Genomic DNA, 22,111 nt, shown 5'->3' with positions numbered 1-22,111 from the left:
TTTCGTGTTCTATTTATTTAGTTCTTCATTTTTTTGAGTTGTATTGACAACTTTATCTTTGCCCAAAACCAGCTCAAGATCAGCCTTTGCCGATAGGTAATCGAAAATAGCCTGGGTATATGCCAATTTAGATTGAGTAAGAGCCAGTTCAGAGTCATTCAGTTCAAGAACAGTGCCTTTACCAACTTCATATCTTTTCTTAGCAATTACACAACCTTTCTCAGCCTGCTTTACACTTTCTTTATTAGATCCCACTTGCTCTATGGATTTCTGTATATTATCCATGTAATTTTTTACCTGAAGATCAATGTTTCTGCGTAAGTTCTGTGTATTTAAGGTTAATTGCTCCATTTGAAGCTTTGTTTGTTTCACTTTATAAGAGCGGCCACCACCATTATAAATTGGAATAGAGAAAGTAAACCCAACAGTGCTATAAGGATTCCACTGATAATCTCCGAATTTAAAGTTATTTGCCATAGAGACATAAGAGAACTGAGACGTCAATGATACAGAAGGAAGATAAGCACTTTTATTAAGTTTTAATTGTTTATCAAGCATCTCCGCCTGCAATTTCATTTGTTTTAATTGCGTGTTATTTTGAACCATTGCAGTATCTACATCCAATGCTTCGGCATACATATTGTTTTCATAATCCGAAAGATTTCCAACAATCTCTATCTCCTGATTGGTATCCAGTCCCATTAATACCTTCAATTGAAGTTTTGTCAGATTAACAGCATTCTCTGCCGAAATCATACTTGGTTTTAGATTTCTTACCTGAACCTCTGCACGTATTTTATCATATTCGGATACAACGCCCTGCTTAAATTTATTATTCACAACCTCATAATTAGCCTCCGATTGTGCATAACCTTTTTTAAGAACCTCATAAGAATCTTGGGCCAGTAATAATTGATAATATGCCTTGGTTACTTCATTAACAAGATTAAGATTGGAGGAGCGAGCGCTTTCTACAGCCAACTCTACATCTTTGGCCGACAGGTCAATTGACTTCATCAATGTTGGTGCAAAAAGAGGCAATGAAAGATTTATGCCTGCATTGTAGTTATTGGTCTGCCCAACCTTTAATGTTTGTCCCATTATAGCAAATGTCTGCTTCTTAATTGTGTAAGTAAACCCGCCGCCTACATTTATATTAGGGAACAACCCCGCTATTACTTCTTTCTTTGCGTACTTCTTTTTTTCTATTTCCTTATTTGCAACCTTTATTGTGGGATTTTCGCTTTGTGCAATTTCCAAGGCTTTTTCCAGGTTAAAAGATAACTTTTCCTGTGCCTTTGCACCACTGTACAATAGCAAAGCAATAATTATGCATACAAACTTTTTAGAAAAAAAATGTTTTCTTTTATTCATATCTCCGTAGTTTAAATCTGTCCAGACTGATTTATATTTTGTTTTCTGTATTCACTAATAAATTCTTCTAATATTTGTTGTCCCCTATTTGTTGATATTCCACGCAAGAACGTAAACATGATTAACTCATAAACTTCAACCAACGAATACGATTTAAGCATATCGCTATTTATAAGAAATTCCACTTGCTTATGTAATAGGAAATAAACTATCTCAAAATCAATATCATCTCTGAAAAGTCCTTGTTCTGTACCTTTTTTAAAGAAATCAATCGCTTTGGTTCTGTTCTTGTCGAGTTTATTGCTTAGAAGTTCTTTTACTTTTGGATATTTACTTAGATCTTCAAAAAATCTTTTATTTATTTTATAAAAGATTTCAATGTATGTTTTATATAATATAAGAATAACCTGAAGCGCATTGTCTGTTTCTGACAAAACTTTGATTTCAAATTTTTCTTTCTCTTCAATTTGTAACTGCACACATGCCAATAGCAATGTTTCTTTGTCTTCAAACATCTCGTACAAGGTACGTTTTGAAATTCCGAGATCAGAAGCAATATGATCCATTGTTACACTTTTTATCCCATTCATTGTAAAAGATTTCAGTGCTGCAGCAATTATTCGTTCTCTAAGTTCAGGCTTTATATCATTCTGTTTATTTTCAGTTCCGGGCATTCTATATTTGTTTATTTTTATATACTTGTTTATTCATTCTATTTTGGTTACAAATATAGCATGAAAACTCAAACAACAAAAATAGTTTTCCGGCTTTTATTAAATAAAAGCAGCATTTATTGCGGCTCATAATGAAATAATTAAATGGGCTACTAATAATCTTCCATAGGATTTGTGTACTTTTGTAGTCATAAAATCACAGACCACTTAAAAACATTATATAAAATGACTAAGAAAATTAAACCGGAAACAATATGCGTTCAAGCTGGATGGGAACCTAAAAAAGGAGAACCTCGTGTGCTTCCCATATATCAGAGTACTACTTTCAGATACGAAACCAGCGATCAGATGGCCCGATTATTCGACCTGGAAGAAAGTGGATATTTCTACACCCGTTTACAAAATCCTACCAATGATTCGGTAGCTACTAAAATTGCAGCCCTCGAAGGCGGAGTTGCAGCAATGCTTACTTCATCAGGACAATCGGCTAATTTTTATGCCATCTTTAATATTTGTTCTGCAGGAGATCACATTGTAAGTGCATCTACTATTTATGGAGGAACATTCAATTTGTTTGGCGTAACATTGAAAAAGCTGGGCATTGAAGTTACTTTTGTTGATCCGGATGGTAGTGAAGAAGAAATCTCAAAAGCATTTCAACCAAATACAAAAGCACTTTTCGGTGAAACAATCTCTAATCCCGGATTGAATGTACTCGATATAGAGAAATTTGCACGAATTGCTCACAGTAATGGAGTACCTTTGATTGTTGATAACACTTTCGCTACTCCAATTAACTGTCGCCCGTTTGAATGGGGAGCAGATATTGTTGTTCATTCTACAACTAAATACATGGACGGACATGCCACTTCTGTAGGCGGTGCCATTGTTGACAGCGGAAATTTTGACTGGGATGCACATGCAGATAAGTTCCCGGGATTAACACAACCAGATGATTCTTACCACGGATTGACTTACACTAAAAGCTTTGGAAAGAATGCCTATATTACGAAAGCTACAGTACAACTGATGCGTGATTTAGGTTCTGTTCAGTCTCCATTCAATGCATTCTTACTTAACATCGGACTTGAAACTCTTCACTTAAGAGTTCCGCAGCATTGCCGAAATGCTCAACAAGTTGCTGAATACCTTGAACAAAACGACAAAGTAGCATGGGTTAATTACAGCGGATTGAAAAGCAGCAAATATTATGATCTGGCACAAAAGTACTTACCAAACGGTTCTTGTGGGGTAATTGCATTTGGATTGAAAGGCGGACGTGATGTTGCTATTAAATTTATGGATAGCTTAAAATTGGCTGCTATTGTAACTCATGTTGCCGATGCGCGCACATGTGTACTTCACCCAGCAAGTCACACTCACCGTCAGCTTAGTGACGAGCAATTAATTGAAGCCGGAGTTGCACCCGACTTAATTCGCTTCTCTGTAGGTATTGAAAATGCCGACGATATTATTGCTGATATTGAACAAGCATTAGGCCAATAATATATCAGTAAAAAACAATAATTCCCCGAATCCAAAGCAGATATCGGGGAATTACTGTTTATATCAGTACCTTTTCAGGAAATCACAAAATCTTCCTATTTCCTTATCCAATCGAGCAGTTCCTGTTCTTTTTGGAATGCAAGCTTTTGAAAATCATCCGATTTCTTTGTCAGTTCAATCACTATACCTTTACTTTTTAACTGAAGTATATTTTCCTTTGTTATAAGTGATGAACCAAAAACCGCACTACGAGCTAGAGACATTGCAGCACAAACGTCGGAAATAGTCTTTTTATCTGCTTGCTTAGCTACTTCAAAAATAAAATCCATCATCAGCACAGCCATCTCGGCCACGTCAAAAGGTCTCATTGCAGCAATTAGAATCGATTTCTGAATCTGTTCATCACGATCTTTTTTATCATCTTCAGTCTCTTCCGGCATTTTATATGCATTCGCAAGTTCCTGGTAAGCTTCCACATCACGATCAATACACTGAGTAAATTCCTCACGCAGGGCATTCATTCGTTCCGATATCTCTTCCATTTCGGCTTTGGCATCTTCATTTTCTTGCTTAGAGGCAATAAGATTAGCTATTTTTTCTGTTAGAGAAGCAGCCAAAGCAGCACTTAGCGCTGATGCGCTACCTCCGGCAGGAACAGCATTCTTTCCCGCTGTCTTCTCCAAATATTCTTTTATTGTTAAGTCTGATAACATTATTCTTCCTTTTTATCTTGTTATTATACTGACGAAGATAAAAGATTCCGTAACAATGAGCAACTGTTTATAAAGATTTTAGCTCTAAGGGCAAAAGAATTAAGAAAAACTTTCTCATATTCTAAAAAAGGAAGTTACTTTGCAGATAATTACCATCCAAAATAGAATTTATGAAATTAAACATTCTTCTTTGCGACGCATTTACAGGAGTTCTTCCTTCCTTTATTGAGTCTTATCAGTCCATGTTTTACACTCTATTTGATTCTGTTTCGAAAGATATGGAATATCAAGTTTACGACGTTCAGAAAGGTCAGATTCCTAAAGAGATCCGCACGGACGAATTATACCTTATTCCGGGAAGCCGCGCCGGAGCTTATGAAGATACTCTCTGGATTAAGGAATTGATTAATTTTATCCGAAAAGCTCACGAAGTCCGTGCAAAACTTATCGGAGTTTGTTTCGGCCATCAGGTTATTGCACAAGCATTGGGTGGAGTAGTCGAAAAATCGGATAAAGGATGGGGAACTGGAATAAGAACTTCCCAGATAGTTTTACCCGAAGCAAAAAAGTTCTTTCCTGATGGATTTATGAATATGCATTATAATCATCACGATCAGGTTATGGAACTTCCAAAGGAAGCAACACTCTTTGCCAGCAGCGATTTTTGCCCGAACGAAGGATTCATCATAGGAAACCATATTCTTACTTTTCAAGGGCACCCTGAGTATACAAAAGATTATGGTCGACACGTAATTCAGTACCGGGCAGAAGACGAGCCACAAGCTGTGAAGGAAGAAGCCTTGAAAAGCATTGAGACTTTATCGGCTATGGGAGAAAATGCCGCACGCTGGATGATTAGCCTTATTTAGGCTATTCTCCTTGTGTACGGATAGAAAATTCTTCCTTTGGAGTATCAAAGCCATTTCTTTCTTCAAGATAAATTTCAAAGACTGCTTCCTGAGTTCTTACTCCGGATGACGCCATAAGATTAACTTTATAGAGTACTCCTTCACCGGGTTTGATATTATCAATTATGAGCGGTGGCGAATAAATGAGATTTCGCGTTCCTTTCAGTCCTTTAATTATAGGCTTTACATCGTATGCTGTCTGTCCGCCTTCATTATATATCTCAAAAATAAGACGACAGTTTTCATTAGGCTCTACTTTTCTGTTCCAGTTTTCATCCTGCAGACGAATATCACGGATAACGAGATCCGGAGATGAATTAGACACAATAACCGCTTTCCGATCTGTTTCTTCCTGCTGTCTTGCTACAATGCTTGCGCCAATCATGGCACCGGCAGCAGATCCTACAAATGATCCTAAATAAGATCCTCTATAACCGCCAATATTGTCTCCAATAATAGAACCAGCAATACTTCCAAGGGCTGCACCTGTTTGAGTAGCCACTATAGATCGAGATACCTGATCCATAGAACCACATCCTGATAAAAGGAGCGCACTAATCGAATAAATCAATAACTTCTTCATATTATTAATGTATTACTAATCATTAATAGCCTGAAACACATACAAAGATAAGCATTTATTGCATCAATGTTTATGCAAAACATGGTTATATACTTCTTTAACAGATTAGGCAAAAATGGAATTAAGTGTACATCTTTTATATATTATATGTACTCTATATTATATTTAGCTGTACTGCTTTCTAAAAAGATATAGTTAAACATTAGCTTAACTGTGGCGTTAAAAGTCATAAACAAAAAAGAAGCATGAACTTTATTTTCTCTACCTTTGCATCAATAAGAATTATTAAGGCAAACAGAATGAGCAATTTAGAAAAGATAAGCAATACGTATAAGCAGATTATAAAAGAAACTCAAGGCAAACTTACCGAGGTTAAAAAGAAGATCTACCGCATCAGTACAATACGGGTACTTCTGTTTATTGCCGGAGTTACAGGAGTTATTTATTTCTTTACGGCCGGATGGCTTTCTATCTGTGGTGTTATAGCATGCACTTTTGTTCCTTTTCTGGCATTAGTTAAACACCATAATCGTCTATTCTACAAAAAAGATTATCTGGAAAAGAAGATAGGGGTTAATCAACAAGAGCTGTCGGCTATTGATTATAATTTCTCGGCATTCGATGATGGAAAGGAATTTATTAACTCTGCTCACTTATATTCTTATGATCTGGACTTGTTCGGAAACAACTCATTATTCCAGTACATAAACCGTACATCGACTTTATTCGGAAAGAATCTTCTGGCAGATTGGTTCAACAATCACCTGAAAAATAAAGATCTGATCGAGAAGCGTCAGGAAGCCGTACGCGAATTAGCTCCGGAACTTAGATTTCGTCAAAGGTTCCGCATTTTAGGTTTATTGTATAAAGGAGATATTTCCGACGGAGAAAAAATTAAAGAGTGGGCTGAAAGCAAAAGTTTATTTAAGGAGAATCGCTTTCTTAGAACGCTAACTTATATAGTTCCGGCTGTCAACTTCATTATTCTTGCTCTTGCAATAGCCGGCATCGTATCTTTCAATTTACTGGGCGCTTCTTTTGTCTTTTTTGTTATTTGCAGCATGCGGCTTTCCAACCGTATTACAAAGGTGCAGATTTCGTATGGAAAGAAACTTCAGATTCTGACGACCTATGCCGGACTGATTGAGATGATAGAAAAGTTTGAAACGAAAAGTAAGGCATTGCAAGAAGTTAAGCAGATGCTTGGAAAGAACGAGAAATCAGCTTCAGTTGCCGTTAATAAGTTGGCAAAACTAATGAATGCGCTCGACCAACGGAATAATATTCTGGTAACAGCACTGCTTAATGGATTTCTTTTCTGGGAACTTCGTCAGATTATCAAAATTGAATCATGGAAAGAGGAGCATGCAGATAAACTTCCGGTGTGGCTGAAAGCTGTTGGAGAGATAGATGCTCTTTGTTCGCTATCTACTTTTGCTTTTAATCATCCCGGATATAACTACCCGGTCATTAACAATAAACCATTCGCTCTTAAGGTTACAGAAATGGGACATCCATTAATGAACCGAAGTAAATGTATAAAGAATGATGTTGATATTCCCAAACGCCCGTATTTTGTTATTATTACGGGAGCAAATATGGCAGGGAAAAGTACCTATCTGCGCACAATCGGTGTGAATTATCTTTTAGCTTGCATTGGGTCTCCAGTGTGTGCCAAAGAGATGGAAATATATCCGGCTCAGCTAATCACCAGTCTGAGAACCACTGATTCACTTACAGATAATGAATCATATTTCTTTGCAGAACTAAAACGCCTGAAGCTGATTATTGATAAACTTGAAAATAAAGAAGAATTATTCATTATTCTGGATGAAATTCTAAAGGGAACAAATTCAATGGACAAGCAAAAAGGTTCGTTTGCACTGATTAAACAGTTTATGTCACTTAATGCCAATGGAATTATTGCCACTCACGATCTGTTGTTGGGCTCATTAATCGATCATTATCCAGAAGACATTAGCAACTATTGCTTTGAAGCGGAGGTGAAAGATAATGAACTAAACTTTTCGTATCTGCTAAAAGACGGTGTGGCTCAAAATATGAATGCTTGTTTCTTAATGAAAAAAATGGGGATAGCAGTTATTGATAGCTAACTTGTAAGCTTATCCGCGCACGACTGATTAAAAGCTTAAAAATGGGGTTAGCTATCGATAACAGCTATCCCCAGATTATAAGTTATTGTACATACCTCAATTACATCTTGCAACTGCGCACAAGCTTTCTGGACTACTAAGTCTGATGTAATTTATAGCCCATCGCCTCTACGGCATGCACTTTTGCCCCAGATTCTAATCTGCTAAGTAAGTGCAAGAACATTTTATTCATGCTGAATAATAGAAACACCTACGTGTATTCTATTCATGCAATTTATACCTATCCCAATTTACTTAAGAAAGCAGAAACTTCCTCGGCTTGCTCTCCATGGAAATAAGTAATTGGTGTATTGACAGTAAATTTGTATAAAGAGAACTGAAATAACTGAAGCGCTACAAACTTTCCATCTTCTGATTTTAGAATATCAAGCCTCACACTCCCCTTTTCATTAGATTGAACTGCTCCGGTAAAGACTCCAGACTTAATCATTTTTTCCAGTTTATTCAATTCGCCAATCTCAAAGAACAGAGATTCCTTCATAACTTTGCTCCCGGTAGGCCCATAAACCAATATTTTGGATTTCCAAAACAAGATATATATACCAATGAGAAGAAAACAACCTGCAAGAAACAAAAGTGTAAGCGTTATAGCAGCAGCAACTCTGTCTAACTGACTATAAACGATTAAGGAAACAGCACTTAGCAAGATTAGTAAAACAGCCAAAAACGCACTTGAAATATTAGTACGTTGCTCAACATCCTGATGACTGGATTCAAAAAGATGTTTCTCAATTAATTTTTTCTCCATAGTATTCAAAGGTTATATTTCACATTAATCAAAAATAAACTGGCAACTAAACGAAGCAATCAAAATATAATTCACAAAATTTAAGGCTTTCCACAAAGATAAATAATAATTTGAGACAAACAAGTTATTGAAGAAAAAAGGAATAATTAAGACTAATTTTAAGCTTAAACTGGTAGACGGTAAAATAATACATGAGTAAATCAGAATAAAAGCAAATACCGAATATTACTTAAGCACAACACAATATCATTATGCTAATTATTTATAAGAATTATAGCAGAGAAAGAGCTGTTTCAAACTGTGCATTTACAAAATCATTATAGAGAAAGGGGGGCAGAATCGGATTAATAAACTTAAGAGATACAAAACTCTCCATATCAAAATTAGAGTATATTTTTGCTTAAAATTTAAACTCCTCAAGTTTTCCAAAGAAGCTAGAAATATAGAATATAATTATTTTGATGAAAATCAATAAGAAGTATATATAACAAAAAAGGGAACATCTTATTAAAAGACATTCCCTTATATGAATATATTGGTGTATATTATTCAGCTTTTGCTTCTTCAGCAGGAGCAGCTTCAACTGGAGCTTCAACAGCAGCAGAGTCAGCAGCTTTCTTAGAACGACGAGTACGAGTAGCTTTCTTAGCAACTTTTTCCTTCGCCATATTTTCGTTGTAATCAACTAGTTCGATAAAACACATTTCTGCGTTATCACCTAAACGGTGACCAGTTTTGATAATACGAGTATAACCACCTGGACGATCAGCAATCTTCACAGAGATTTCTTTGAACAATTCTGTTACAGCGATTTTATCTTGTAAGTTACTAAAAACAACACGACGAGAATTTGTTGTATCATCTTTAGACTTAGTAATTAAAGGCTCAACGAATTTCTTCAAAGCTTTTGCCTTTGCAACAGTCGTAGTGATTCTTTTGTGCTTAATCAAAGAGCACGCCATGTTAGATAACATTGCACCTCTATGAGAAGCAGTACGACCTAAATGATTGAATTTTTTATTGTGTCTCATTTTTTAATCTTTATCTAATTTATATTTAGAAATATCGGTTCCAAACGACAGATTCAGACTTTCGAGCAAATCATCAAGCTCAGTAAGCGATTTCTTACCAAAGTTTCTGAACTTAAGAAGATCAGTCTTATTGAACACTACAAGGTCTCCCAATGTTTCAACATCAGCAGCCTTCAAGCAGTTAAGAGCACGAACTGACAAGTCCATGTCAACAAGCTTAGTTTTCAATAATTGACGCATGTGCAATACTTCTTCATCAAATTCTTCATTACCGTCAACATCTGTATTTTCAAGAGTAATCTTTTCATCAGAGAACAGCATAAAGTGATAAATAAGAATTTTTGCAGCTTCTTTAAGCGCATCTTTTGGGTGAATAGAACCATCTGTTGTAATTTCAAGTACCAATTTTTCATAGTCAGTCTTCTGTTCAACACGGAAGTTTTCTACAACGTACTTTACGTTACGGATAGGTGTATAAATTGAATCAATTGGAATTACATTAACATCGGTACAATATTCGCGATTTTCATCAGCAGGAATATATCCACGACCTTTATTAATTGTAATATCAATTTGCATTGTAGCTTTAGAATCTAAATGGCAAATAACTAATTCAGGATTTAACACTTCAAATCCAGTCAAATACTTGCCTATATCACCTGCCTTAAATTCAGTAGAATTTTCTACAGAGATAGTGACCTTCTCACTTTCAAACTCTTCAACCACTTGCTTGAATCTTACTTGTTTCAGATTCAAAATAATGTTAGTTACGTCTTCCTTGACTCCTGGAACAGTTGAAAATTCGTGCTCAACACCTTCTATTTTAATAGTAGTGATGGCATAACCTTCTAATGAAGAGAGAAGAATACGGCGCAAAGCATTACCCACAGTAATACCAAATCCAGGTTCCAGCGGACGAAATTCGAATTTACCGAATTTTGCATCTGCCTCTAACATCAATACTTTATCAGGTTTTTGAAATGCTAATATAGCCATGAAATTAATTATTATTTAGAATACAACTCTACAATCAACTGCTCTTTAATGTTTTCAGGAATGTCTGCTCTTTCAGGAACATGCAATAATTTGCCAACCTTAGAAGTTTCGTCCCATTCTAACCATGGGTATTTGCTGTGATTAAAACCTGCAAGTGAATTTGCAATCACTTCCATAGATTTAGATCTTTCACGTACGCCAATAACCTGACCTGGTTTAACTGAATAAGAAGGAATATTAACTACTTTTCCATCAACAGTGATGTGTCTGTGACTTACCAACTGGCGAGCTGCTGCACGTGTATTTCCGATACCTAAACGGAATACGATATTATCAAGACGAAGTTCCAATTGTTGAACAAGGATCTCACCTGTAATACCTTTAGCACTTTCAGCTCTTTCAAATAGATTACGGAATTGTTTTTCTAAAACTCCATAAGTATATTTCGCTTTTTGTTTTTCACGAAGTTGGATACCATATTCTGAAGTTTTTCTCTTTCTAGAATTTCCGTGTTGTCCAGGAGGGTAATTCTTCTTTGATAATACTTTATCAGGACCGAAGATACCTTCACCAAACTTACGTGCAATTCTTGATTTAGGACCTGTATATCTAGCCATTTTTTTTTAATATTTAATTGTTTGTTAATGAACTTAATCTGTTGCAGCCGCGATTACAGAAAGGAAAATGTAATCCAATAACAAAATCAAGTATCATATTTAAAATAAAGAAATTTTAGACTCTCCTTCTTTTTGGAGGACGACAACCATTATGTGGAAGTGGGGTTACGTCTACAATTTCAGTAACTTCAATACCGGCACCATGAATAGTTCTGATAGCTGATTCACGACCGTTTCCTGGTCCTTTTACATATGCTTTAACTTTTCTCAAGCCAAGATCATATGCAATTTTTGCACAATCTTGTGCAGCCATCTGAGCTGCATAAGGAGTGTTCTTTTTAGAACCTCTAAATCCCATCTTTCCTGCTGAAGACCATGAGATAATCTGACCTTCACTGTTTGCTAAAGAAACAATAATGTTGTTGAATGATGAATGAACATGTAATTGTCCATTAGCATCAACCTTTACATTTCTTTTCTTAGCTGCGACTGTTTTTTTTGCCATATCAACAATTATTATTTAGTAGCTTTTTTCTTATTTGCAACTGTTTTCTTTCTACCCTTACGTGTACGTGCATTGTTCTTAGTACTTTGACCTCTAACAGGTAAGCCAATACGGTGACGAACACCACGGTAGCAACCAATATCCATTAATCGCTTAATGTTTAGTTGAACTTCAGAACGAAGATCACCTTCTACTTTAAATTCTGCGCCAATAATTTCACGGATTTTAGCAGCTTGATCATCAGTCCAATCTTTAACTTTAACATCTCTGTCAACTCCAGCCTTATCCAAAATCTTAGCTGAACTACTGCGACCTATTCCATATACATAGGTTAACGCTATCTCACCTCTTTTGTTCTGAGGTAAATCTACACCAACTATTCTTATAGCCATATATTAAATTATTTTTTTTGCAAAAATAATAAATTATCCTTGACGTTGTTTATACTTAGGATTTTTCTTATTAATAACATACAAACAGCCATTACGTCTAACGATTTTGCATTCCGGCGTACGTTTTTTTAATGATGCTCTTACTTTCATATTATTTTTTATTATTTATATCTAAAAACGATTCTTCCTTTAGATAAATCATAAGGGGACATCTCCACTCTCACTTTATCACCAGGCAAAATTTTAATGTAATGCATTCTCATTTTTCCCGAGATATGAGCAGTAATCTCATGCCCATTTTCTAACTCTACATGAAACATTGCGTTAGACAATGCTTCAACTATAACTCCATCTTGTTCTATTGCAGATTGTTTAGCCATATTAAATCGCTTTATCACCTAAAACTTGTTCAACATAATCAAAAGTAGATAGTATATCAGCACCATTTGGACCTACAGCAATTGTATGCTCAAAATGTGCAGCTGCTTTGCGGTCTCTGGTTCTGACAGTCCAGCCATCACGCTCCATAACAATTTCGCGAGAACCTAATGTGATCATTGGCTCAATAGCTATGCACAATCCTTTTTTAAGTAATGTGCCATATCCACGTTTCCCATAATTAGGAACCTGAGGATCTTCATGCATATCTTTACCAATACCGTGACCAACAAATTCTCTCACGACACCATATGAATTAGACTCACAATATTGTTGTATTGCATACCCGATATCACCTAGACGTTTTCCAACAACAGCATTCTGTATGCCAACATAAAGTGACTCTTTTGTAACTTTTAATAATTTACGAACTTCCGGATCAACATCACCTACACAAAATGTATAAGCTGAATCTCCGCAAAAACCATTCATAAATGTACCACAGTCAATCGAAACAATATCACCATCCTCCAATGGATTATCATTTGGTATACCATGTACTACTTGATCATTAACAGAAGTACAAAGAGTGCTTGGAAATGGATCACCATATTGATTAGGAAATCCTTTAAAAGTAGGAATTGCACCATTATCTCTAATGAACTCTTCAGCTACTTTATCAAGCTCACGTGTAGTAACACCTGGTTTTATAAGCTTTGCAACTTCTGCTAATGCTTTACCTACGAGCAAATTACTTGCTCGTAGTAGTTCAATCTCTTCTTCAGTTTTAAGAAATATCATTCTATAATGATTAATACGCAGCAACGCTGCCTGAACGTCCCTTAATTCTTCCAGATTTCAACAATCCATCATAGTGTCTCATCAAAAGATGACTCTCAACTTGTTGAAGAGTATCAAGTACAACCCCAACCAGAATCAACAAAGAAGTTCCACCGAAGAATTGAGCAAATTCAGCTTTAACACCAAATATACCAGCAAAAGCAGGCATAATTGCTACTGCAGCCAAGAATAAAGAACCAGGTAAAGTTATGCGAGACATAATCTCATCAATATACTCTGCTGTTTTCTTACCAGGTTTAATTCCTGGAATAAAACCATTATTTCTCTTCATATCCTCTGCCATCTGGGTAGGATTAATTGTAATTGCTGTATAGAAATATGTGAAAAGAATAATCATAACAGCAAAAACAAAATTATACCAAAATCCTGTATGGTTAGTTAATGCACGAGCAACACCACTTGCACTTGCCACATTTGAATATCCAATAATAGCTACTGGAATAAACATAATAGCTTGAGCAAATATAATAGGCATTACATTAGCAGCGTTAACTTTCAAAGGGATATACTGTCTAGCACCACCGTATTGTTTATTACCAACAATTCTCTTGGCATATTGTACAGGAACTTTTCTTGTACCTTGTACCAACATGATAGCACCAGCAATAACTAATAACAAGAAGACAATTTCAAATAAGAACATGATTAGACCACCCGCACCAGTATCAGTAGTACGAGACACAACTTCCTGAGATAGAGCCTTTGGAAGACGCGCGATAATACCAAGCATGATAATTAATGAAATACCATTGCCTATACCCTTGTCTGTTATTCTCTCACCAAGCCATAATATGAACATACTTCCAGCAGCCAAAATGATTGTAGAAGTTATCATAAATAAAGTCCAGTTCAATGAAGGATTCAAAGAAGGACCAGCTTGTGCTTTCAAATTCATCAAATAAGAAGGAGCTTGAAACAATAATATTGCTATAGTTAAATAACGAGTATACTGGTTAATTTTTATTCTACCACTTTCTCCTTCACGTTGCAGTTTCTGAAAATAAGGGACTGCAATTGCTAAAAGTTGAATAACAATTGAAGCAGAGATATAAGGCATAATACCCAAAGCGAAAACAGAAGCATTAGAAAATGCTCCTCCAGAGAACATGTTCAACAAAGCTAATAGACCTTCACTAGTTTGCTTATGCAGTTGAGTTAACATTCCAGGATTAATGCCTGGCAAAACTACAAAGGAACCAAAACGATAAATCGCTGCAAATAATATAGTGATGAGGATCCGTTGTCTCAGATCCTCAATCTTCCATATATTTTTTAATGTTTCAATAGCTTTTCTCATTGAATTAGAGTTTTACAGCATTTCCACCTAAAGACTCAATGGCAGCAACTGCACTCTTTGAAAAAGCATTAGCTTCTACATCAAGTTTGCTTGTCAAGCTACCATTACCTAAAATCTTCACTAATTGATTTGAAGAGATAAATCCAGCTTCAATAAAGTCATTAATACCAACTTTTGACAAACTTTTAGCTTCAGCTAGTTTTTGCAAAGAATCAAGATTTAAGGCTTTATATTCTACTCTATTTATATTCTTAAAACCAAATTTAGGGACACGACGTTGGAGAGGCATCTGTCCACCTTCAAAACCAATCTTTCTAGAATAACCAGATCTTGATTTTGCTCCTTTGTGACCTCTTGTAGAAGTACCACCTAAGCCTGAACCAGAGCCACGTCCGACTCTTTTTCTTGTTTTGGTAGATCCTTCTGCAGGTTTTAAATTACTTAAGTTCATATTGTAATTAGTTTTATTATTCAACAATAAATTACTTAATGATGGTTACCAAGTGTTTAACTTTCGCTACCATACCAAGAATTGAAGGAGTTTCTTCGTGCTCAACCACACGATTCAATTTACGAAGTCCTAATGCATCAAGCGTTCTCTTTTGATCAGCTGGAGCACCAATTCTACTTTTAATTTGTTTGATCTTAATAGTTGACATATTTCCTCCTTATCCTCTAAATACTTTATCCATACTAACACCTCTATTCTGAGCTACAGTTCTTGCATCTCTCATCTCACCTAAAGCTATAATTGTAGCTTTAACAAGATTGTGAGGATTAGAAGAACCTTTAGATTTAGCCAAAACATCAGTTACACCAACGCTTTCAAGTACTGCACGCATAGCACCACCTGCTACAACACCTGTACCGTGTGAAGCTGGTTTAATGAATACTTCAGCACCGCCAAATCTTGCAGTTTGTTCATGAGGAACGGTTCCTTTCAAAACTGGCACTTTAATTAAGTTCTTTTTAGCTGACTCAACACCTTTAGCGATTGCTGCAGTTACTTCACCAGCTTTACCAAGTCCCCAACCAATAACACCATCTTCGTTACCAACAACTACTATTGCAGAAAAACTGAAAGTTCTACCACCCTTTGTTACTTTTGTAACACGATTAATAGCAACTAATCTGTCTTTAAGCTCAATATCACTTGATATTTTAAATCGATTACTTATTCCTGCCATAATAATTAAAATTTAAGTCCACCGTTACGAGCAGCATCAGCTACCTCTTTTACTCTCCCATGATATAAGTAACCATTACGATCGAATACAACAGTTGTAATACCTGCTTCCTGCGCTTTTTTAGCGATTAATTCGCCAACTTTAGCAGCTTGTTCTTTCTTTGCTAATTTTTCTTCAAGTCCAAGAGAAGAAGCAGAAGCTAAAGTTTTTCCACACAAATCATCAATGATTTGAACATAGATTTGTTTGTTACTTCTAAACACACTCATACGTGGACATCCGGTAGTACCAGAGATCTTATTACGTACTCTGTATTTAATTTTAATTCGTCTTTCTATTTTTGTTGTCATGATAATACAAATTTATGTAAATTACTTAGCACCGGCTGATTTGCCCGATTTTCTGCGAATTTCTTCTCCAACAAATTTAATACCTTTACCTTTATATGGTTCTGGCTTACGGAAAGAACGTATTTTTGAACAAACTTGACCTAGTAACTGTTTGTCACAAGATTCTAAAATGATAAGAGGATTCTTATTTCTTTCAGACTTTGTTTCAACTTTAACTTCTGAAGGCAATTGCAAGAAAATATTATGTGAATAACCAAGAGCAAATTCGATAATGTTACCATTGTTTGTTGCACGGTAACCAACACCAACTAACTCAAGCTCTTTCTTGTAACCTTCAGAAACACCAACAACCATATTATTAATCAAAGAACGATAAAGACCATGAAATGCTCTTTCTTGTCTTTCATCGCTATTACGAGTCAATAAAATCTGATCATCAGCTACCTCCACTTTAATAAGCGGATTAACATACTGACTTAATTCTCCCTTTGGTCCTTTTACAGTAACCACATCATCTTTCAGAGTAACAGATACTCCTGCTGGGATACTAATGGGTAATTTTCCTATTCTAGACATTGCTTATTCCTCCTAAATTAATATACATAACACAAGACTTCTCCGCCAATCTTAAGCTCAGCAGCCTCTTTGTTAGTCATTACACCTTTGGAAGTAGATATTATAGCAATACCCAAACCATTAATAACACGTGGCATATCTTTGTATCCAGTATACTTACGTAAACCTGGAGAAGATATTCTAATCAATTTTTTGATTGCGTTTACTTTGTTAACGGAATCATACTTCAAGGCAACCTTAATAGTTCCTTGAGGTCCATCTTCTACAAACTTGTAATTAAGAATGTAGCCTTTCTCAAAAAGGATTTTTGTAATTTCCTTTTTAAGGTTAGAGGCAGGAATTTCAACAACTCTGTGCTTTGCACCGATTGCGTTTCTCAACCTCGTTAAATAATCTGCTATTGGATCAGTCATATAAAATTTGTTAAATTAATCAGGCATTCCTGACAATATTTAAAAAAATAATTTACCAGCTTGCTTTTTTAACTCCGGGAATAAGACCATTAGATGCCATTTCACGAAATTGAATTCTTGAAATACCAAACTGACGAATATAGCCCTTTGGACGACCAGTTAATTTACAACGATTGTGTAAACGAACAGGTGATGCATTCTTAGGCAAAGCCTGTAATGCATCATAATCACCGTCTTTTTTTAACTGAGCTCTCTTTTCAGCATATTTGGCTACAAGTTTTGCTCTCTTTACTTCGCGAGCTTTCATTGATTCTTTTGCCATAATATATTAGTCTTTTTTTGAGTTTTTAAAAGGTAAACCAAATTCTTTCAATAAAGCATATCCTTCTTCATCTGACTGAGCAGTTGTAACAAAAGTTATGTTCATACCAAGAATTTTAGTAATACTATCAATGTTGATTTCAGGGAAAATAATTTGTTCCTGAATACCTAAAGTATAGTTACCTTTACCATCAAATTTACTTTCGATACCTTTAAAGTCACGAATACGAGGCAAAGCAACACGAACCAATTTTTCTAGGAATTCATACATTCTTTCACGACGTAAAGTAACCATCACACCGATAGGCATTTTTTTACGTAACTTAAAGTTTGCAATATCCTTACGAGAAATTGTAGCTACAGCTTTCTGACCAGTAATCGCAGTCATCTCATTTATTGCAACTTCAATAATTTTCTTATCAGCAACAGCAGATCCTAAACCTTGATTGATAACAATCTTTTTAAGAACTGGAACTTGCATAGATGAGCTATATTGAAATTGCTCTTTTAATGCAGGCGCAATACGCTCTGCATATTCTTTCTTAAGGCTAGCAGTATTACTCATTACTTAATCTCCTCTCCTGATTTTTTAGAATAACGCACTAAAGTTCCATCAGAACTTTCTTTTCTCCCAACACGTGTTGCTTTTCCAGTCTTCGGATCTACAAGGTTTAAGTTAGAGATATGTATAGAAGCTTCTTGCTTTACAATACCACCTTGAGGGTTCTTAGCATTTGGTTTAGTACTTTTAGATACCAAATTCATGCCTTCAACAATTGCACGTCCTTTTTTAACAAGAACTTTCAACACGCGTCCAGTTTTGCCTTTATCTTCACCGGCATTGACCAAAACTGTGTCGCCTTTTTTAATATGTAATTTACTCATTACTTAAATCTTTTACAAAATTAAAGTACCTCTGGTGCTAATGATACAACCTTCATGTTTGTAGCACGAAGTTCTCTCGCAACCGGTCCAAAGATTCTACTTCCTCTAATTTCACCTGCGTTATTTAACAAAACACAAGCATTATCATCAAAACGAATGTACGAACCATCAGCACGACGGATTTCTTTCTTTGTACGTACAATCAAAGCTTTAGACACTGCACCTTTTTTAATATCACTCGAAGGGATAACACTTTTTACTGAAACTACAATAACATCCCCAACAGAAGCATAACGACGTCCTGTGCCACCCAAAACACGGATACACAAAACTTCTTTAGCTCCACTGTTGTCACATACTGTAAGTCTGGATTCTGTTTGTATCATAATTACTTAGCTCTTTCAATTATTTCAACTACTCTCCATCTCTTTGTCTTACTCAAAGGACGAGTCTCACTGATTCTAACAGTGTCACCAATGTTACAATCATTATTTTCATCATGAGCATGGTATTTCTTCGTTTTACTTACGAACTTACCATAGATAGGGTGTTTTTCTTTAAACTTAGCTGCAACAGTAATAGTTTTATCCATTTTGTTGCTAAGAACAACCCCAGTTCTTTCTTTTCTTAAATTTCTAGCTTCCATCAAACCCATTATTTATTGTTAAGTTCTCTTTGGCGTAATTCTGATTTCATACGCGCAATCGTCCTGCGTAACTGTTTTATTTGTGCAGGATTATCCAAAGGGGAGATAGAATGGTTTAACACCATTTGGTTATAGCCGGCTACTTCAGCCTCAATTCTTTCTACCAGTTCTTTGGTATTTATTTCTCTAATTTCTGCAATTTTCATAAACATTATGCATTTTGATTTTGAGTATCATAATCACGTCTTACTATAAACTTAGTAGTGACAGGAAGCTTCTGAGCTGCTAAACGCAATGCTTCTTTAGCGATTTCATAAGATACGCCTTCTACTTCAATCATAATTCTACCAGGAGTAACAGGAGCTACAAATCCTTCAGGACTACCTTTACCTTTACCCATACGTACTTCGGCTGGTTTCTTTGTAATAGGTTTATCCGGAAATATTCTGATCCAAATCTGGCCTTGACGTTGCATATATCTAGTAACAGCAATACGGGCAGCTTCAATTTGTCTACCTGTAATCCATTTATTTTGCAAAGCTTTTATACCAAAAGAACCAAAAGCGAGTTGGTTGCCTCTTTGGGCATTACCTTTCATGCGACCCTTTTGTTGTCTTCTGAATTTTGTCTTTTTCGGTTGTAACATAATTTCCTAAAATTCAAATTCGTTTTAGCGATTATTTTTCTTTCTTTTGAAGTTTTTCCCACCGTCTCTGCTACCTGCATTACCACGGCCTCCTTCTTTGCTTTGAGTAAAGTTAGGAGCAAGTTCTTTCTTGCCAAAAACTTCACCTCTACAAATCCAAACTTTCACACCAAGAAGTCCAACCTTAGTCAATGCTTCAGCATGACAATAGTCAATATCTGCTCTAAATGTGTGTAACGGAGTTCTTCCTTCCTTATACATCTCAGAACGAGCCATTTCAGCTCCATTCAAACGTCCTGAAATTTGCACTTTGATACCTTCTGCTCCCATACGCATTGTATTTGCGATAGCCATTTTAATAGCACGACGATAAGCAATCTTACCCTCTACCTGGCGAGCAATGTTATTTGCTACAATTACAGCATCTAACTCAGGTCTTTTTACTTCAAAGATATTAATTTGAATATCTTTATCAGTGATCTTCTTCAACTCTTCTTTTAACTTATCAACTTCCTGACCACCCTTACCGATGATAATACCTGGACGGGCTGTACATACGGTTATTGTAACAAGTTTCAGTGTGCGCTCAATAACTATTCTTGATACGCTTGCTTTTGCAAGTCTTGCATTAAGATATTTACGAATCTTGCTATCTTCTAGCAAAGAATCACCATAATTATCGCCACCATACCAATTGGAATCCCATCCTCTGATAATTCCTAAACGGTTACTTATTGGATTAACTTTTTGTCCCATCTAGCTTAATTTTGATTATCATTAGTACTCTTAGAATCAACGAACAAAGTCACGTGATTTGAGCGTTTACGAATTCTGTAACCTCTCCCCTGTGGTGCTGGTCTCATTCTTTTCAATGTTGCTCCACAATCAACAAAAATCTTTGTTACAAATAATTCACCGCTTTCTGCTTTACGTTCGTTTTTCTGTTCCCAGTTAGCAATAGCAGAGCGCAACAATTTCTCAACTCTTGCAGAAGCTTCTTTCGATGAAAACTTCAAAACACCAAGAGCTCTGTTCACTTCCATACCACGGATCATATCAGCCACAAGACGCATCTTACGTGGAGAGGTCGGAACATTTTGCAATTTGGCAAAATACATGGTTTTAAGGGCTTCTTTTCTTTTATCAGCCGATATTTTCTTTCTTGCTCCCATTATTTTTTATTACTTTATTATTTCAGATTTAATATATCCTGTTAACGTTTCTTGTTACCAGCATGGCCTCTGAAAGTACGAGTAGGAGAGAATTCTCCTAACTTGTGCCCAACCATGTTTTCGGTAACGTAAACAGGAATAAATTTATTTCCGTTATGAACTGCAATAGTATGCCCAACAAAATCAGGCGAAATCATTGAAGCTCTAGCCCAAGTCTTAACAACAGCTTTTTTGCCTGACTCATTCATAGCAAGCACTTTTGTTTCAAGCTTAATATTAATATAAGGACCTTTTTTTAATGAACGACTCATAGTTTACTCAATTAATCAGATTACTTTTTTCTTCTCTCAATAATATACTTAGAAGATTGCTTCTTTGGAGCTCTAGTCTTCAAGCCCTTAGCATACAATCCCTTACGAGATCTTGGATGACCTCCAGAAGCGCGGCCTTCACCACCACCCATTGGGTGATCAACTGGGTTCATAACAACACCACGGTTACGAGGACGACGACCTAACCATCTTGAACGTCCAGCTTTACCAGAGCATTCCAATCCATGATCAGAGTTACCAACGCTACCAATTGTAGCTTTACATGTACTAAGTATTTGTCTTACTTCACCAGAAGGCAATTTAATAACACAATATTTGCCTTCTCTTGAAGTCAACTGAGCAAAATTACCTGCAGATCTAACCAAAGCAGCACCTTGACCAGGACGCAACTCAATGTTATGAATTACAGTACCAACAGGGATATTTTGTAAAGGAAGTGCATTACCAATCTCTGGCGCTGCATTCTCACCTGACATAAGAGTATTACCTACTTGTAATCCATTGGGAGCAATAATATATCTTTTTTCACCATCGGCATAAAATAACAAAGCGATACGAGCCGAACGATTCGGATCGTATTCTATTGTTTTTACTACTGCCGGAACACCGTCTTTATTTCTCTTGAAATCAACGATTCTGATTTTCTTCTTATGACCACCGCCAATATAGCGCATAGTCATCTTTCCTTCGTTGTTACGACCACCAGAAGAAAGCTTACCAAACACAAGAGATTTTTCTGGTACTGATGCAGTTATCTCCTCATAAGTACCAATAATTTTATGTCTTTGCCCCGGTGTTGTGGGCTTAAATTTACGTACTGCCATTT

Annotated in this window: 34 protein-coding genes; 3 read left to right on the top strand and 31 right to left on the bottom strand. The window is 35.9% G+C overall.

Features of this window, described 5'->3' with window-relative positions:
• Positions 1–9 precede the first annotated feature (9 nt).
• Positions 10–1,374 (bottom strand): TolC family protein, encoded by a 1,365-nt coding sequence (locus tag BUC21_RS11460; RefSeq protein WP_073402494.1) that lies wholly within the window; start codon positions 1,372–1,374, stop codon positions 10–12.
• A gap of 11 nt (positions 1,375–1,385) precedes the next feature.
• Positions 1,386–2,048 carry a TetR/AcrR family transcriptional regulator gene (locus BUC21_RS11455; RefSeq protein ID WP_073402491.1) on the bottom strand — a complete coding sequence of 221 codons (663 nt, stop codon included), beginning with the start codon at positions 2,046–2,048 and terminating at the stop codon, positions 1,386–1,388.
• Positions 2,049–2,273: 225 nt separating this feature from the next.
• Between BUC21_RS11455 and BUC21_RS11450 the strand changes: the two genes are divergently transcribed.
• Positions 2,274–3,554 (top strand): O-acetylhomoserine aminocarboxypropyltransferase/cysteine synthase family protein, encoded by a 1,281-nt coding sequence (locus BUC21_RS11450; RefSeq protein WP_073402489.1) that lies wholly within the window; start codon positions 2,274–2,276, stop codon positions 3,552–3,554.
• Positions 3,555–3,649: 95 nt separating this feature from the next.
• Here BUC21_RS11450 and BUC21_RS11445 read toward each other — a convergent pair whose 3' ends face one another.
• Complete coding sequence (locus tag BUC21_RS11445) at positions 3,650–4,267, bottom strand: cyclodeaminase/cyclohydrolase family protein (protein WP_073402487.1); 618 nt, start codon at positions 4,265–4,267, stop codon at positions 3,650–3,652.
• A 170-nt stretch (positions 4,268–4,437) separates the two neighbouring features.
• Between BUC21_RS11445 and BUC21_RS11440 the strand changes: the two genes are divergently transcribed.
• The gene (locus tag BUC21_RS11440; protein ID WP_073402485.1) at positions 4,438–5,136 is read left to right on the top strand and encodes a glutamine amidotransferase-related protein; all 699 of its coding nucleotides are present in this window, start codon (positions 4,438–4,440) and stop codon (positions 5,134–5,136) included.
• Position 5,137: 1 nt separating this feature from the next.
• On the opposite strand, the gene BUC21_RS11435 is transcribed toward BUC21_RS11440, so the two are convergent.
• Entirely contained in the window at positions 5,138–5,758 is a 621-nt protein-coding gene (locus BUC21_RS11435; RefSeq protein WP_083547681.1) for a glycine zipper domain-containing protein, read from the bottom strand.
• Between the two features lie 299 nt (positions 5,759–6,057).
• Between BUC21_RS11435 and BUC21_RS11430 the strand changes: the two genes are divergently transcribed.
• Positions 6,058–7,872 carry a MutS family DNA mismatch repair protein gene (locus BUC21_RS11430; RefSeq protein WP_073402481.1) on the top strand — a complete coding sequence of 605 codons (1,815 nt, stop codon included), beginning with the start codon at positions 6,058–6,060 and terminating at the stop codon, positions 7,870–7,872.
• A gap of 280 nt (positions 7,873–8,152) precedes the next feature.
• Here the strand turns inward: BUC21_RS11430 and BUC21_RS11425 are convergent, their stop codons facing one another.
• From BUC21_RS11425 to rplB, 27 genes are all read right to left on the bottom strand, one after another.
• Complete coding sequence (locus BUC21_RS11425; RefSeq protein ID WP_073402479.1) at positions 8,153–8,680, bottom strand: hypothetical protein; 528 nt, start codon at positions 8,678–8,680, stop codon at positions 8,153–8,155.
• Positions 8,681–9,225: 545 nt separating this feature from the next.
• Entirely contained in the window at positions 9,226–9,711 is a 486-nt protein-coding gene (gene rplQ / locus BUC21_RS11420; protein WP_073402477.1) for a 50S ribosomal protein L17, read from the bottom strand.
• A gap of 3 nt (positions 9,712–9,714) precedes the next feature.
• Positions 9,715–10,707 carry a DNA-directed RNA polymerase subunit alpha gene (locus tag BUC21_RS11415; protein ID WP_073402475.1) on the bottom strand — a complete coding sequence of 331 codons (993 nt, stop codon included), beginning with the start codon at positions 10,705–10,707 and terminating at the stop codon, positions 9,715–9,717.
• A gap of 11 nt (positions 10,708–10,718) precedes the next feature.
• Positions 10,719–11,324 carry a 30S ribosomal protein S4 gene (gene rpsD, locus BUC21_RS11410; RefSeq protein WP_073402473.1) on the bottom strand — a complete coding sequence of 202 codons (606 nt, stop codon included), beginning with the start codon at positions 11,322–11,324 and terminating at the stop codon, positions 10,719–10,721.
• A gap of 115 nt (positions 11,325–11,439) precedes the next feature.
• Positions 11,440–11,829 (bottom strand): 30S ribosomal protein S11, encoded by a 390-nt coding sequence (rpsK, locus tag BUC21_RS11405; protein WP_073402471.1) that lies wholly within the window; start codon positions 11,827–11,829, stop codon positions 11,440–11,442.
• Positions 11,830–11,840: 11 nt separating this feature from the next.
• A complete protein-coding gene (rpsM, locus tag BUC21_RS11400; protein WP_073402469.1) occupies positions 11,841–12,221 on the bottom strand; it encodes a 30S ribosomal protein S13 in 381 nt (126 codons plus the stop codon).
• Positions 12,222–12,254: 33 nt separating this feature from the next.
• Entirely contained in the window at positions 12,255–12,371 is a 117-nt protein-coding gene (rpmJ, locus tag BUC21_RS11395; protein ID WP_073402467.1) for a 50S ribosomal protein L36, read from the bottom strand.
• Between the two features lie 11 nt (positions 12,372–12,382).
• Positions 12,383–12,601 carry a translation initiation factor IF-1 gene (gene infA / locus BUC21_RS11390; protein ID WP_073402465.1) on the bottom strand — a complete coding sequence of 73 codons (219 nt, stop codon included), beginning with the start codon at positions 12,599–12,601 and terminating at the stop codon, positions 12,383–12,385.
• Position 12,602: 1 nt separating this feature from the next.
• Positions 12,603–13,400: a type I methionyl aminopeptidase gene (gene map, locus BUC21_RS11385; RefSeq protein WP_073402463.1), complete on the bottom strand. Its 798-nt coding sequence runs from the start codon at positions 13,398–13,400 to the stop codon at positions 12,603–12,605.
• 10 nt (positions 13,401–13,410) lie between these two features.
• Positions 13,411–14,757, bottom strand: a complete 1,347-nt coding sequence (secY, locus tag BUC21_RS11380) for a preprotein translocase subunit SecY (protein WP_073402461.1) — start codon at positions 14,755–14,757, stop codon at positions 13,411–13,413.
• Between the two features lie 4 nt (positions 14,758–14,761).
• On the bottom strand, positions 14,762–15,208 hold the full coding sequence (rplO, locus tag BUC21_RS11375) for a 50S ribosomal protein L15 (protein WP_073402459.1): 447 nt from the start codon (positions 15,206–15,208) through the stop codon (positions 14,762–14,764).
• A gap of 31 nt (positions 15,209–15,239) precedes the next feature.
• Complete coding sequence (gene rpmD, locus BUC21_RS11370; RefSeq protein ID WP_073402457.1) at positions 15,240–15,416, bottom strand: 50S ribosomal protein L30; 177 nt, start codon at positions 15,414–15,416, stop codon at positions 15,240–15,242.
• Between the two features lie 9 nt (positions 15,417–15,425).
• On the bottom strand, positions 15,426–15,944 hold the full coding sequence (gene rpsE, locus BUC21_RS11365) for a 30S ribosomal protein S5 (protein WP_073402455.1): 519 nt from the start codon (positions 15,942–15,944) through the stop codon (positions 15,426–15,428).
• 5 nt (positions 15,945–15,949) lie between these two features.
• Positions 15,950–16,294 (bottom strand): 50S ribosomal protein L18, encoded by a 345-nt coding sequence (rplR, locus tag BUC21_RS11360; protein ID WP_073402453.1) that lies wholly within the window; start codon positions 16,292–16,294, stop codon positions 15,950–15,952.
• A gap of 21 nt (positions 16,295–16,315) precedes the next feature.
• On the bottom strand, positions 16,316–16,870 hold the full coding sequence (gene rplF, locus BUC21_RS11355) for a 50S ribosomal protein L6 (protein ID WP_073402451.1): 555 nt from the start codon (positions 16,868–16,870) through the stop codon (positions 16,316–16,318).
• A gap of 17 nt (positions 16,871–16,887) precedes the next feature.
• Positions 16,888–17,283 carry a 30S ribosomal protein S8 gene (rpsH, locus tag BUC21_RS11350; protein WP_073402449.1) on the bottom strand — a complete coding sequence of 132 codons (396 nt, stop codon included), beginning with the start codon at positions 17,281–17,283 and terminating at the stop codon, positions 16,888–16,890.
• A 52-nt stretch (positions 17,284–17,335) separates the two neighbouring features.
• Positions 17,336–17,605 (bottom strand): 30S ribosomal protein S14, encoded by a 270-nt coding sequence (rpsN, locus tag BUC21_RS11345; protein WP_073402447.1) that lies wholly within the window; start codon positions 17,603–17,605, stop codon positions 17,336–17,338.
• A gap of 6 nt (positions 17,606–17,611) precedes the next feature.
• Positions 17,612–18,169 carry a 50S ribosomal protein L5 gene (gene rplE / locus BUC21_RS11340; protein WP_073402444.1) on the bottom strand — a complete coding sequence of 186 codons (558 nt, stop codon included), beginning with the start codon at positions 18,167–18,169 and terminating at the stop codon, positions 17,612–17,614.
• Positions 18,169–18,489, bottom strand: coding sequence for a 50S ribosomal protein L24 (gene rplX / locus BUC21_RS11335; RefSeq protein ID WP_073402442.1), 321 nt, complete (start codon positions 18,487–18,489; stop codon positions 18,169–18,171). The genes rplE and rplX overlap by 1 nt, the downstream gene beginning before the upstream one ends.
• 20 nt (positions 18,490–18,509) lie before the next feature.
• On the bottom strand, positions 18,510–18,875 hold the full coding sequence (gene rplN / locus BUC21_RS11330) for a 50S ribosomal protein L14 (RefSeq protein WP_073402440.1): 366 nt from the start codon (positions 18,873–18,875) through the stop codon (positions 18,510–18,512).
• 2 nt (positions 18,876–18,877) lie between these two features.
• Positions 18,878–19,135, bottom strand: a complete 258-nt coding sequence (gene rpsQ / locus BUC21_RS11325) for a 30S ribosomal protein S17 (RefSeq protein WP_073402528.1) — start codon at positions 19,133–19,135, stop codon at positions 18,878–18,880.
• Between the two features lie 8 nt (positions 19,136–19,143).
• A complete protein-coding gene (gene rpmC, locus BUC21_RS11320) occupies positions 19,144–19,341 on the bottom strand; it encodes a 50S ribosomal protein L29 (protein WP_073402530.1) in 198 nt (65 codons plus the stop codon).
• Positions 19,342–19,346: 5 nt separating this feature from the next.
• Entirely contained in the window at positions 19,347–19,781 is a 435-nt protein-coding gene (gene rplP, locus BUC21_RS11315; protein ID WP_073402438.1) for a 50S ribosomal protein L16, read from the bottom strand.
• A gap of 24 nt (positions 19,782–19,805) precedes the next feature.
• Positions 19,806–20,537: a 30S ribosomal protein S3 gene (gene rpsC, locus BUC21_RS11310; protein WP_073402436.1), complete on the bottom strand. Its 732-nt coding sequence runs from the start codon at positions 20,535–20,537 to the stop codon at positions 19,806–19,808.
• A 5-nt stretch (positions 20,538–20,542) separates the two neighbouring features.
• A complete protein-coding gene (gene rplV, locus BUC21_RS11305) occupies positions 20,543–20,953 on the bottom strand; it encodes a 50S ribosomal protein L22 (protein ID WP_073402434.1) in 411 nt (136 codons plus the stop codon).
• A 41-nt stretch (positions 20,954–20,994) separates the two neighbouring features.
• Positions 20,995–21,264 carry a 30S ribosomal protein S19 gene (rpsS, locus tag BUC21_RS11300; protein ID WP_073402432.1) on the bottom strand — a complete coding sequence of 90 codons (270 nt, stop codon included), beginning with the start codon at positions 21,262–21,264 and terminating at the stop codon, positions 20,995–20,997.
• A gap of 20 nt (positions 21,265–21,284) precedes the next feature.
• Positions 21,285–22,109 (bottom strand): 50S ribosomal protein L2, encoded by an 825-nt coding sequence (gene rplB / locus BUC21_RS11295; RefSeq protein ID WP_073402430.1) that lies wholly within the window; start codon positions 22,107–22,109, stop codon positions 21,285–21,287.
• Between the last annotated feature and the right edge of the window lie 2 nt (positions 22,110–22,111).

The organism is Bacteroides luti, assembly GCF_900128905.1.
Taxonomy (GTDB): Bacteria; Bacteroidota; Bacteroidia; order Bacteroidales; family Bacteroidaceae; genus Bacteroides; species Bacteroides luti.
The sequence above is the reverse complement of the archived record's forward strand: the minus strand, read 5'-3'. Positions and strand labels throughout refer to the sequence as shown.

What these genes read in the sequence shown, in the direction of transcription:
- secY (WP_073402461.1), bottom strand. Translation starts at nt 14,757, where the DNA reads ATGAGAAAAGCTATTGAAACATTAAAAAATATATGGAAGATTGAGGAT.
- BUC21_RS11435 (WP_083547681.1), bottom strand. Translation starts at nt 5,758, where the DNA reads ATGAAGAAGTTATTGATTTATTCGATTAGTGCGCTCCTTTTATCAGGA.
- rplX (WP_073402442.1), bottom strand. Translation starts at nt 18,489, where the DNA reads ATGAGTAAATTACATATTAAAAAAGGCGACACAGTTTTGGTCAATGCC.
- rplQ (WP_073402477.1), bottom strand. Translation starts at nt 9,711, where the DNA reads ATGAGACACAATAAAAAATTCAATCATTTAGGTCGTACTGCTTCTCAT.
- rpsE (WP_073402455.1), bottom strand. Translation starts at nt 15,944, where the DNA reads ATGGCAGGAATAAGTAATCGATTTAAAATATCAAGTGATATTGAGCTT.
- rplE (WP_073402444.1), bottom strand. Translation starts at nt 18,169, where the DNA reads ATGAGTAATACTGCTAGCCTTAAGAAAGAATATGCAGAGCGTATTGCG.
- rplV (WP_073402434.1), bottom strand. Translation starts at nt 20,953, where the DNA reads ATGGGAGCAAGAAAGAAAATATCGGCTGATAAAAGAAAAGAAGCCCTT.
- rplO (WP_073402459.1), bottom strand. Translation starts at nt 15,208, where the DNA reads ATGAACTTAAGTAATTTAAAACCTGCAGAAGGATCTACCAAAACAAGA.
- rpsM (WP_073402469.1), bottom strand. Translation starts at nt 12,221, where the DNA reads ATGGCTATAAGAATAGTTGGTGTAGATTTACCTCAGAACAAAAGAGGT.
- BUC21_RS11445 (WP_073402487.1), bottom strand. Translation starts at nt 4,267, where the DNA reads ATGTTATCAGACTTAACAATAAAAGAATATTTGGAGAAGACAGCGGGA.
- rplR (WP_073402453.1), bottom strand. Translation starts at nt 16,294, where the DNA reads ATGACAACAAAAATAGAAAGACGAATTAAAATTAAATACAGAGTACGT.
- BUC21_RS11450 (WP_073402489.1), top strand. Translation starts at nt 2,274, where the DNA reads ATGACTAAGAAAATTAAACCGGAAACAATATGCGTTCAAGCTGGATGG.
- BUC21_RS11460 (WP_073402494.1), bottom strand. Translation starts at nt 1,374, where the DNA reads ATGAATAAAAGAAAACATTTTTTTTCTAAAAAGTTTGTATGCATAATT.
- rpsQ (WP_073402528.1), bottom strand. Translation starts at nt 19,135, where the DNA reads ATGGAAGCTAGAAATTTAAGAAAAGAAAGAACTGGGGTTGTTCTTAGC.
- infA (WP_073402465.1), bottom strand. Translation starts at nt 12,601, where the DNA reads ATGGCTAAACAATCTGCAATAGAACAAGATGGAGTTATAGTTGAAGCA.
- rpsC (WP_073402436.1), bottom strand. Translation starts at nt 20,537, where the DNA reads ATGGGACAAAAAGTTAATCCAATAAGTAACCGTTTAGGAATTATCAGA.
- rpmD (WP_073402457.1), bottom strand. Translation starts at nt 15,416, where the DNA reads ATGTCAACTATTAAGATCAAACAAATTAAAAGTAGAATTGGTGCTCCA.
- BUC21_RS11430 (WP_073402481.1), top strand. Translation starts at nt 6,058, where the DNA reads ATGAGCAATTTAGAAAAGATAAGCAATACGTATAAGCAGATTATAAAA.
- map (WP_073402463.1), bottom strand. Translation starts at nt 13,400, where the DNA reads ATGATATTTCTTAAAACTGAAGAAGAGATTGAACTACTACGAGCAAGT.
- BUC21_RS11440 (WP_073402485.1), top strand. Translation starts at nt 4,438, where the DNA reads ATGAAATTAAACATTCTTCTTTGCGACGCATTTACAGGAGTTCTTCCT.
- rpsS (WP_073402432.1), bottom strand. Translation starts at nt 21,264, where the DNA reads ATGAGTCGTTCATTAAAAAAAGGTCCTTATATTAATATTAAGCTTGAA.
- rpsK (WP_073402471.1), bottom strand. Translation starts at nt 11,829, where the DNA reads ATGGCAAAAAAAACAGTCGCAGCTAAGAAAAGAAATGTAAAGGTTGAT.
- BUC21_RS11415 (WP_073402475.1), bottom strand. Translation starts at nt 10,707, where the DNA reads ATGGCTATATTAGCATTTCAAAAACCTGATAAAGTATTGATGTTAGAG.
- rpmC (WP_073402530.1), bottom strand. Translation starts at nt 19,341, where the DNA reads ATGAAAATTGCAGAAATTAGAGAAATAAATACCAAAGAACTGGTAGAA.
- rpmJ (WP_073402467.1), bottom strand. Translation starts at nt 12,371, where the DNA reads ATGAAAGTAAGAGCATCATTAAAAAAACGTACGCCGGAATGCAAAATC.
- rpsN (WP_073402447.1), bottom strand. Translation starts at nt 17,605, where the DNA reads ATGGCAAAAGAATCAATGAAAGCTCGCGAAGTAAAGAGAGCAAAACTT.
- BUC21_RS11425 (WP_073402479.1), bottom strand. Translation starts at nt 8,680, where the DNA reads ATGGAGAAAAAATTAATTGAGAAACATCTTTTTGAATCCAGTCATCAG.
- rplN (WP_073402440.1), bottom strand. Translation starts at nt 18,875, where the DNA reads ATGATACAAACAGAATCCAGACTTACAGTATGTGACAACAGTGGAGCT.
- rplF (WP_073402451.1), bottom strand. Translation starts at nt 16,870, where the DNA reads ATGTCTAGAATAGGAAAATTACCCATTAGTATCCCAGCAGGAGTATCT.
- rpsH (WP_073402449.1), bottom strand. Translation starts at nt 17,283, where the DNA reads ATGACTGATCCAATAGCAGATTATTTAACGAGGTTGAGAAACGCAATC.
- BUC21_RS11455 (WP_073402491.1), bottom strand. Translation starts at nt 2,048, where the DNA reads ATGCCCGGAACTGAAAATAAACAGAATGATATAAAGCCTGAACTTAGA.
- rplP (WP_073402438.1), bottom strand. Translation starts at nt 19,781, where the DNA reads ATGTTACAACCGAAAAAGACAAAATTCAGAAGACAACAAAAGGGTCGC.
- rplB (WP_073402430.1), bottom strand. Translation starts at nt 22,109, where the DNA reads ATGGCAGTACGTAAATTTAAGCCCACAACACCGGGGCAAAGACATAAA.
- rpsD (WP_073402473.1), bottom strand. Translation starts at nt 11,324, where the DNA reads ATGGCTAGATATACAGGTCCTAAATCAAGAATTGCACGTAAGTTTGGT.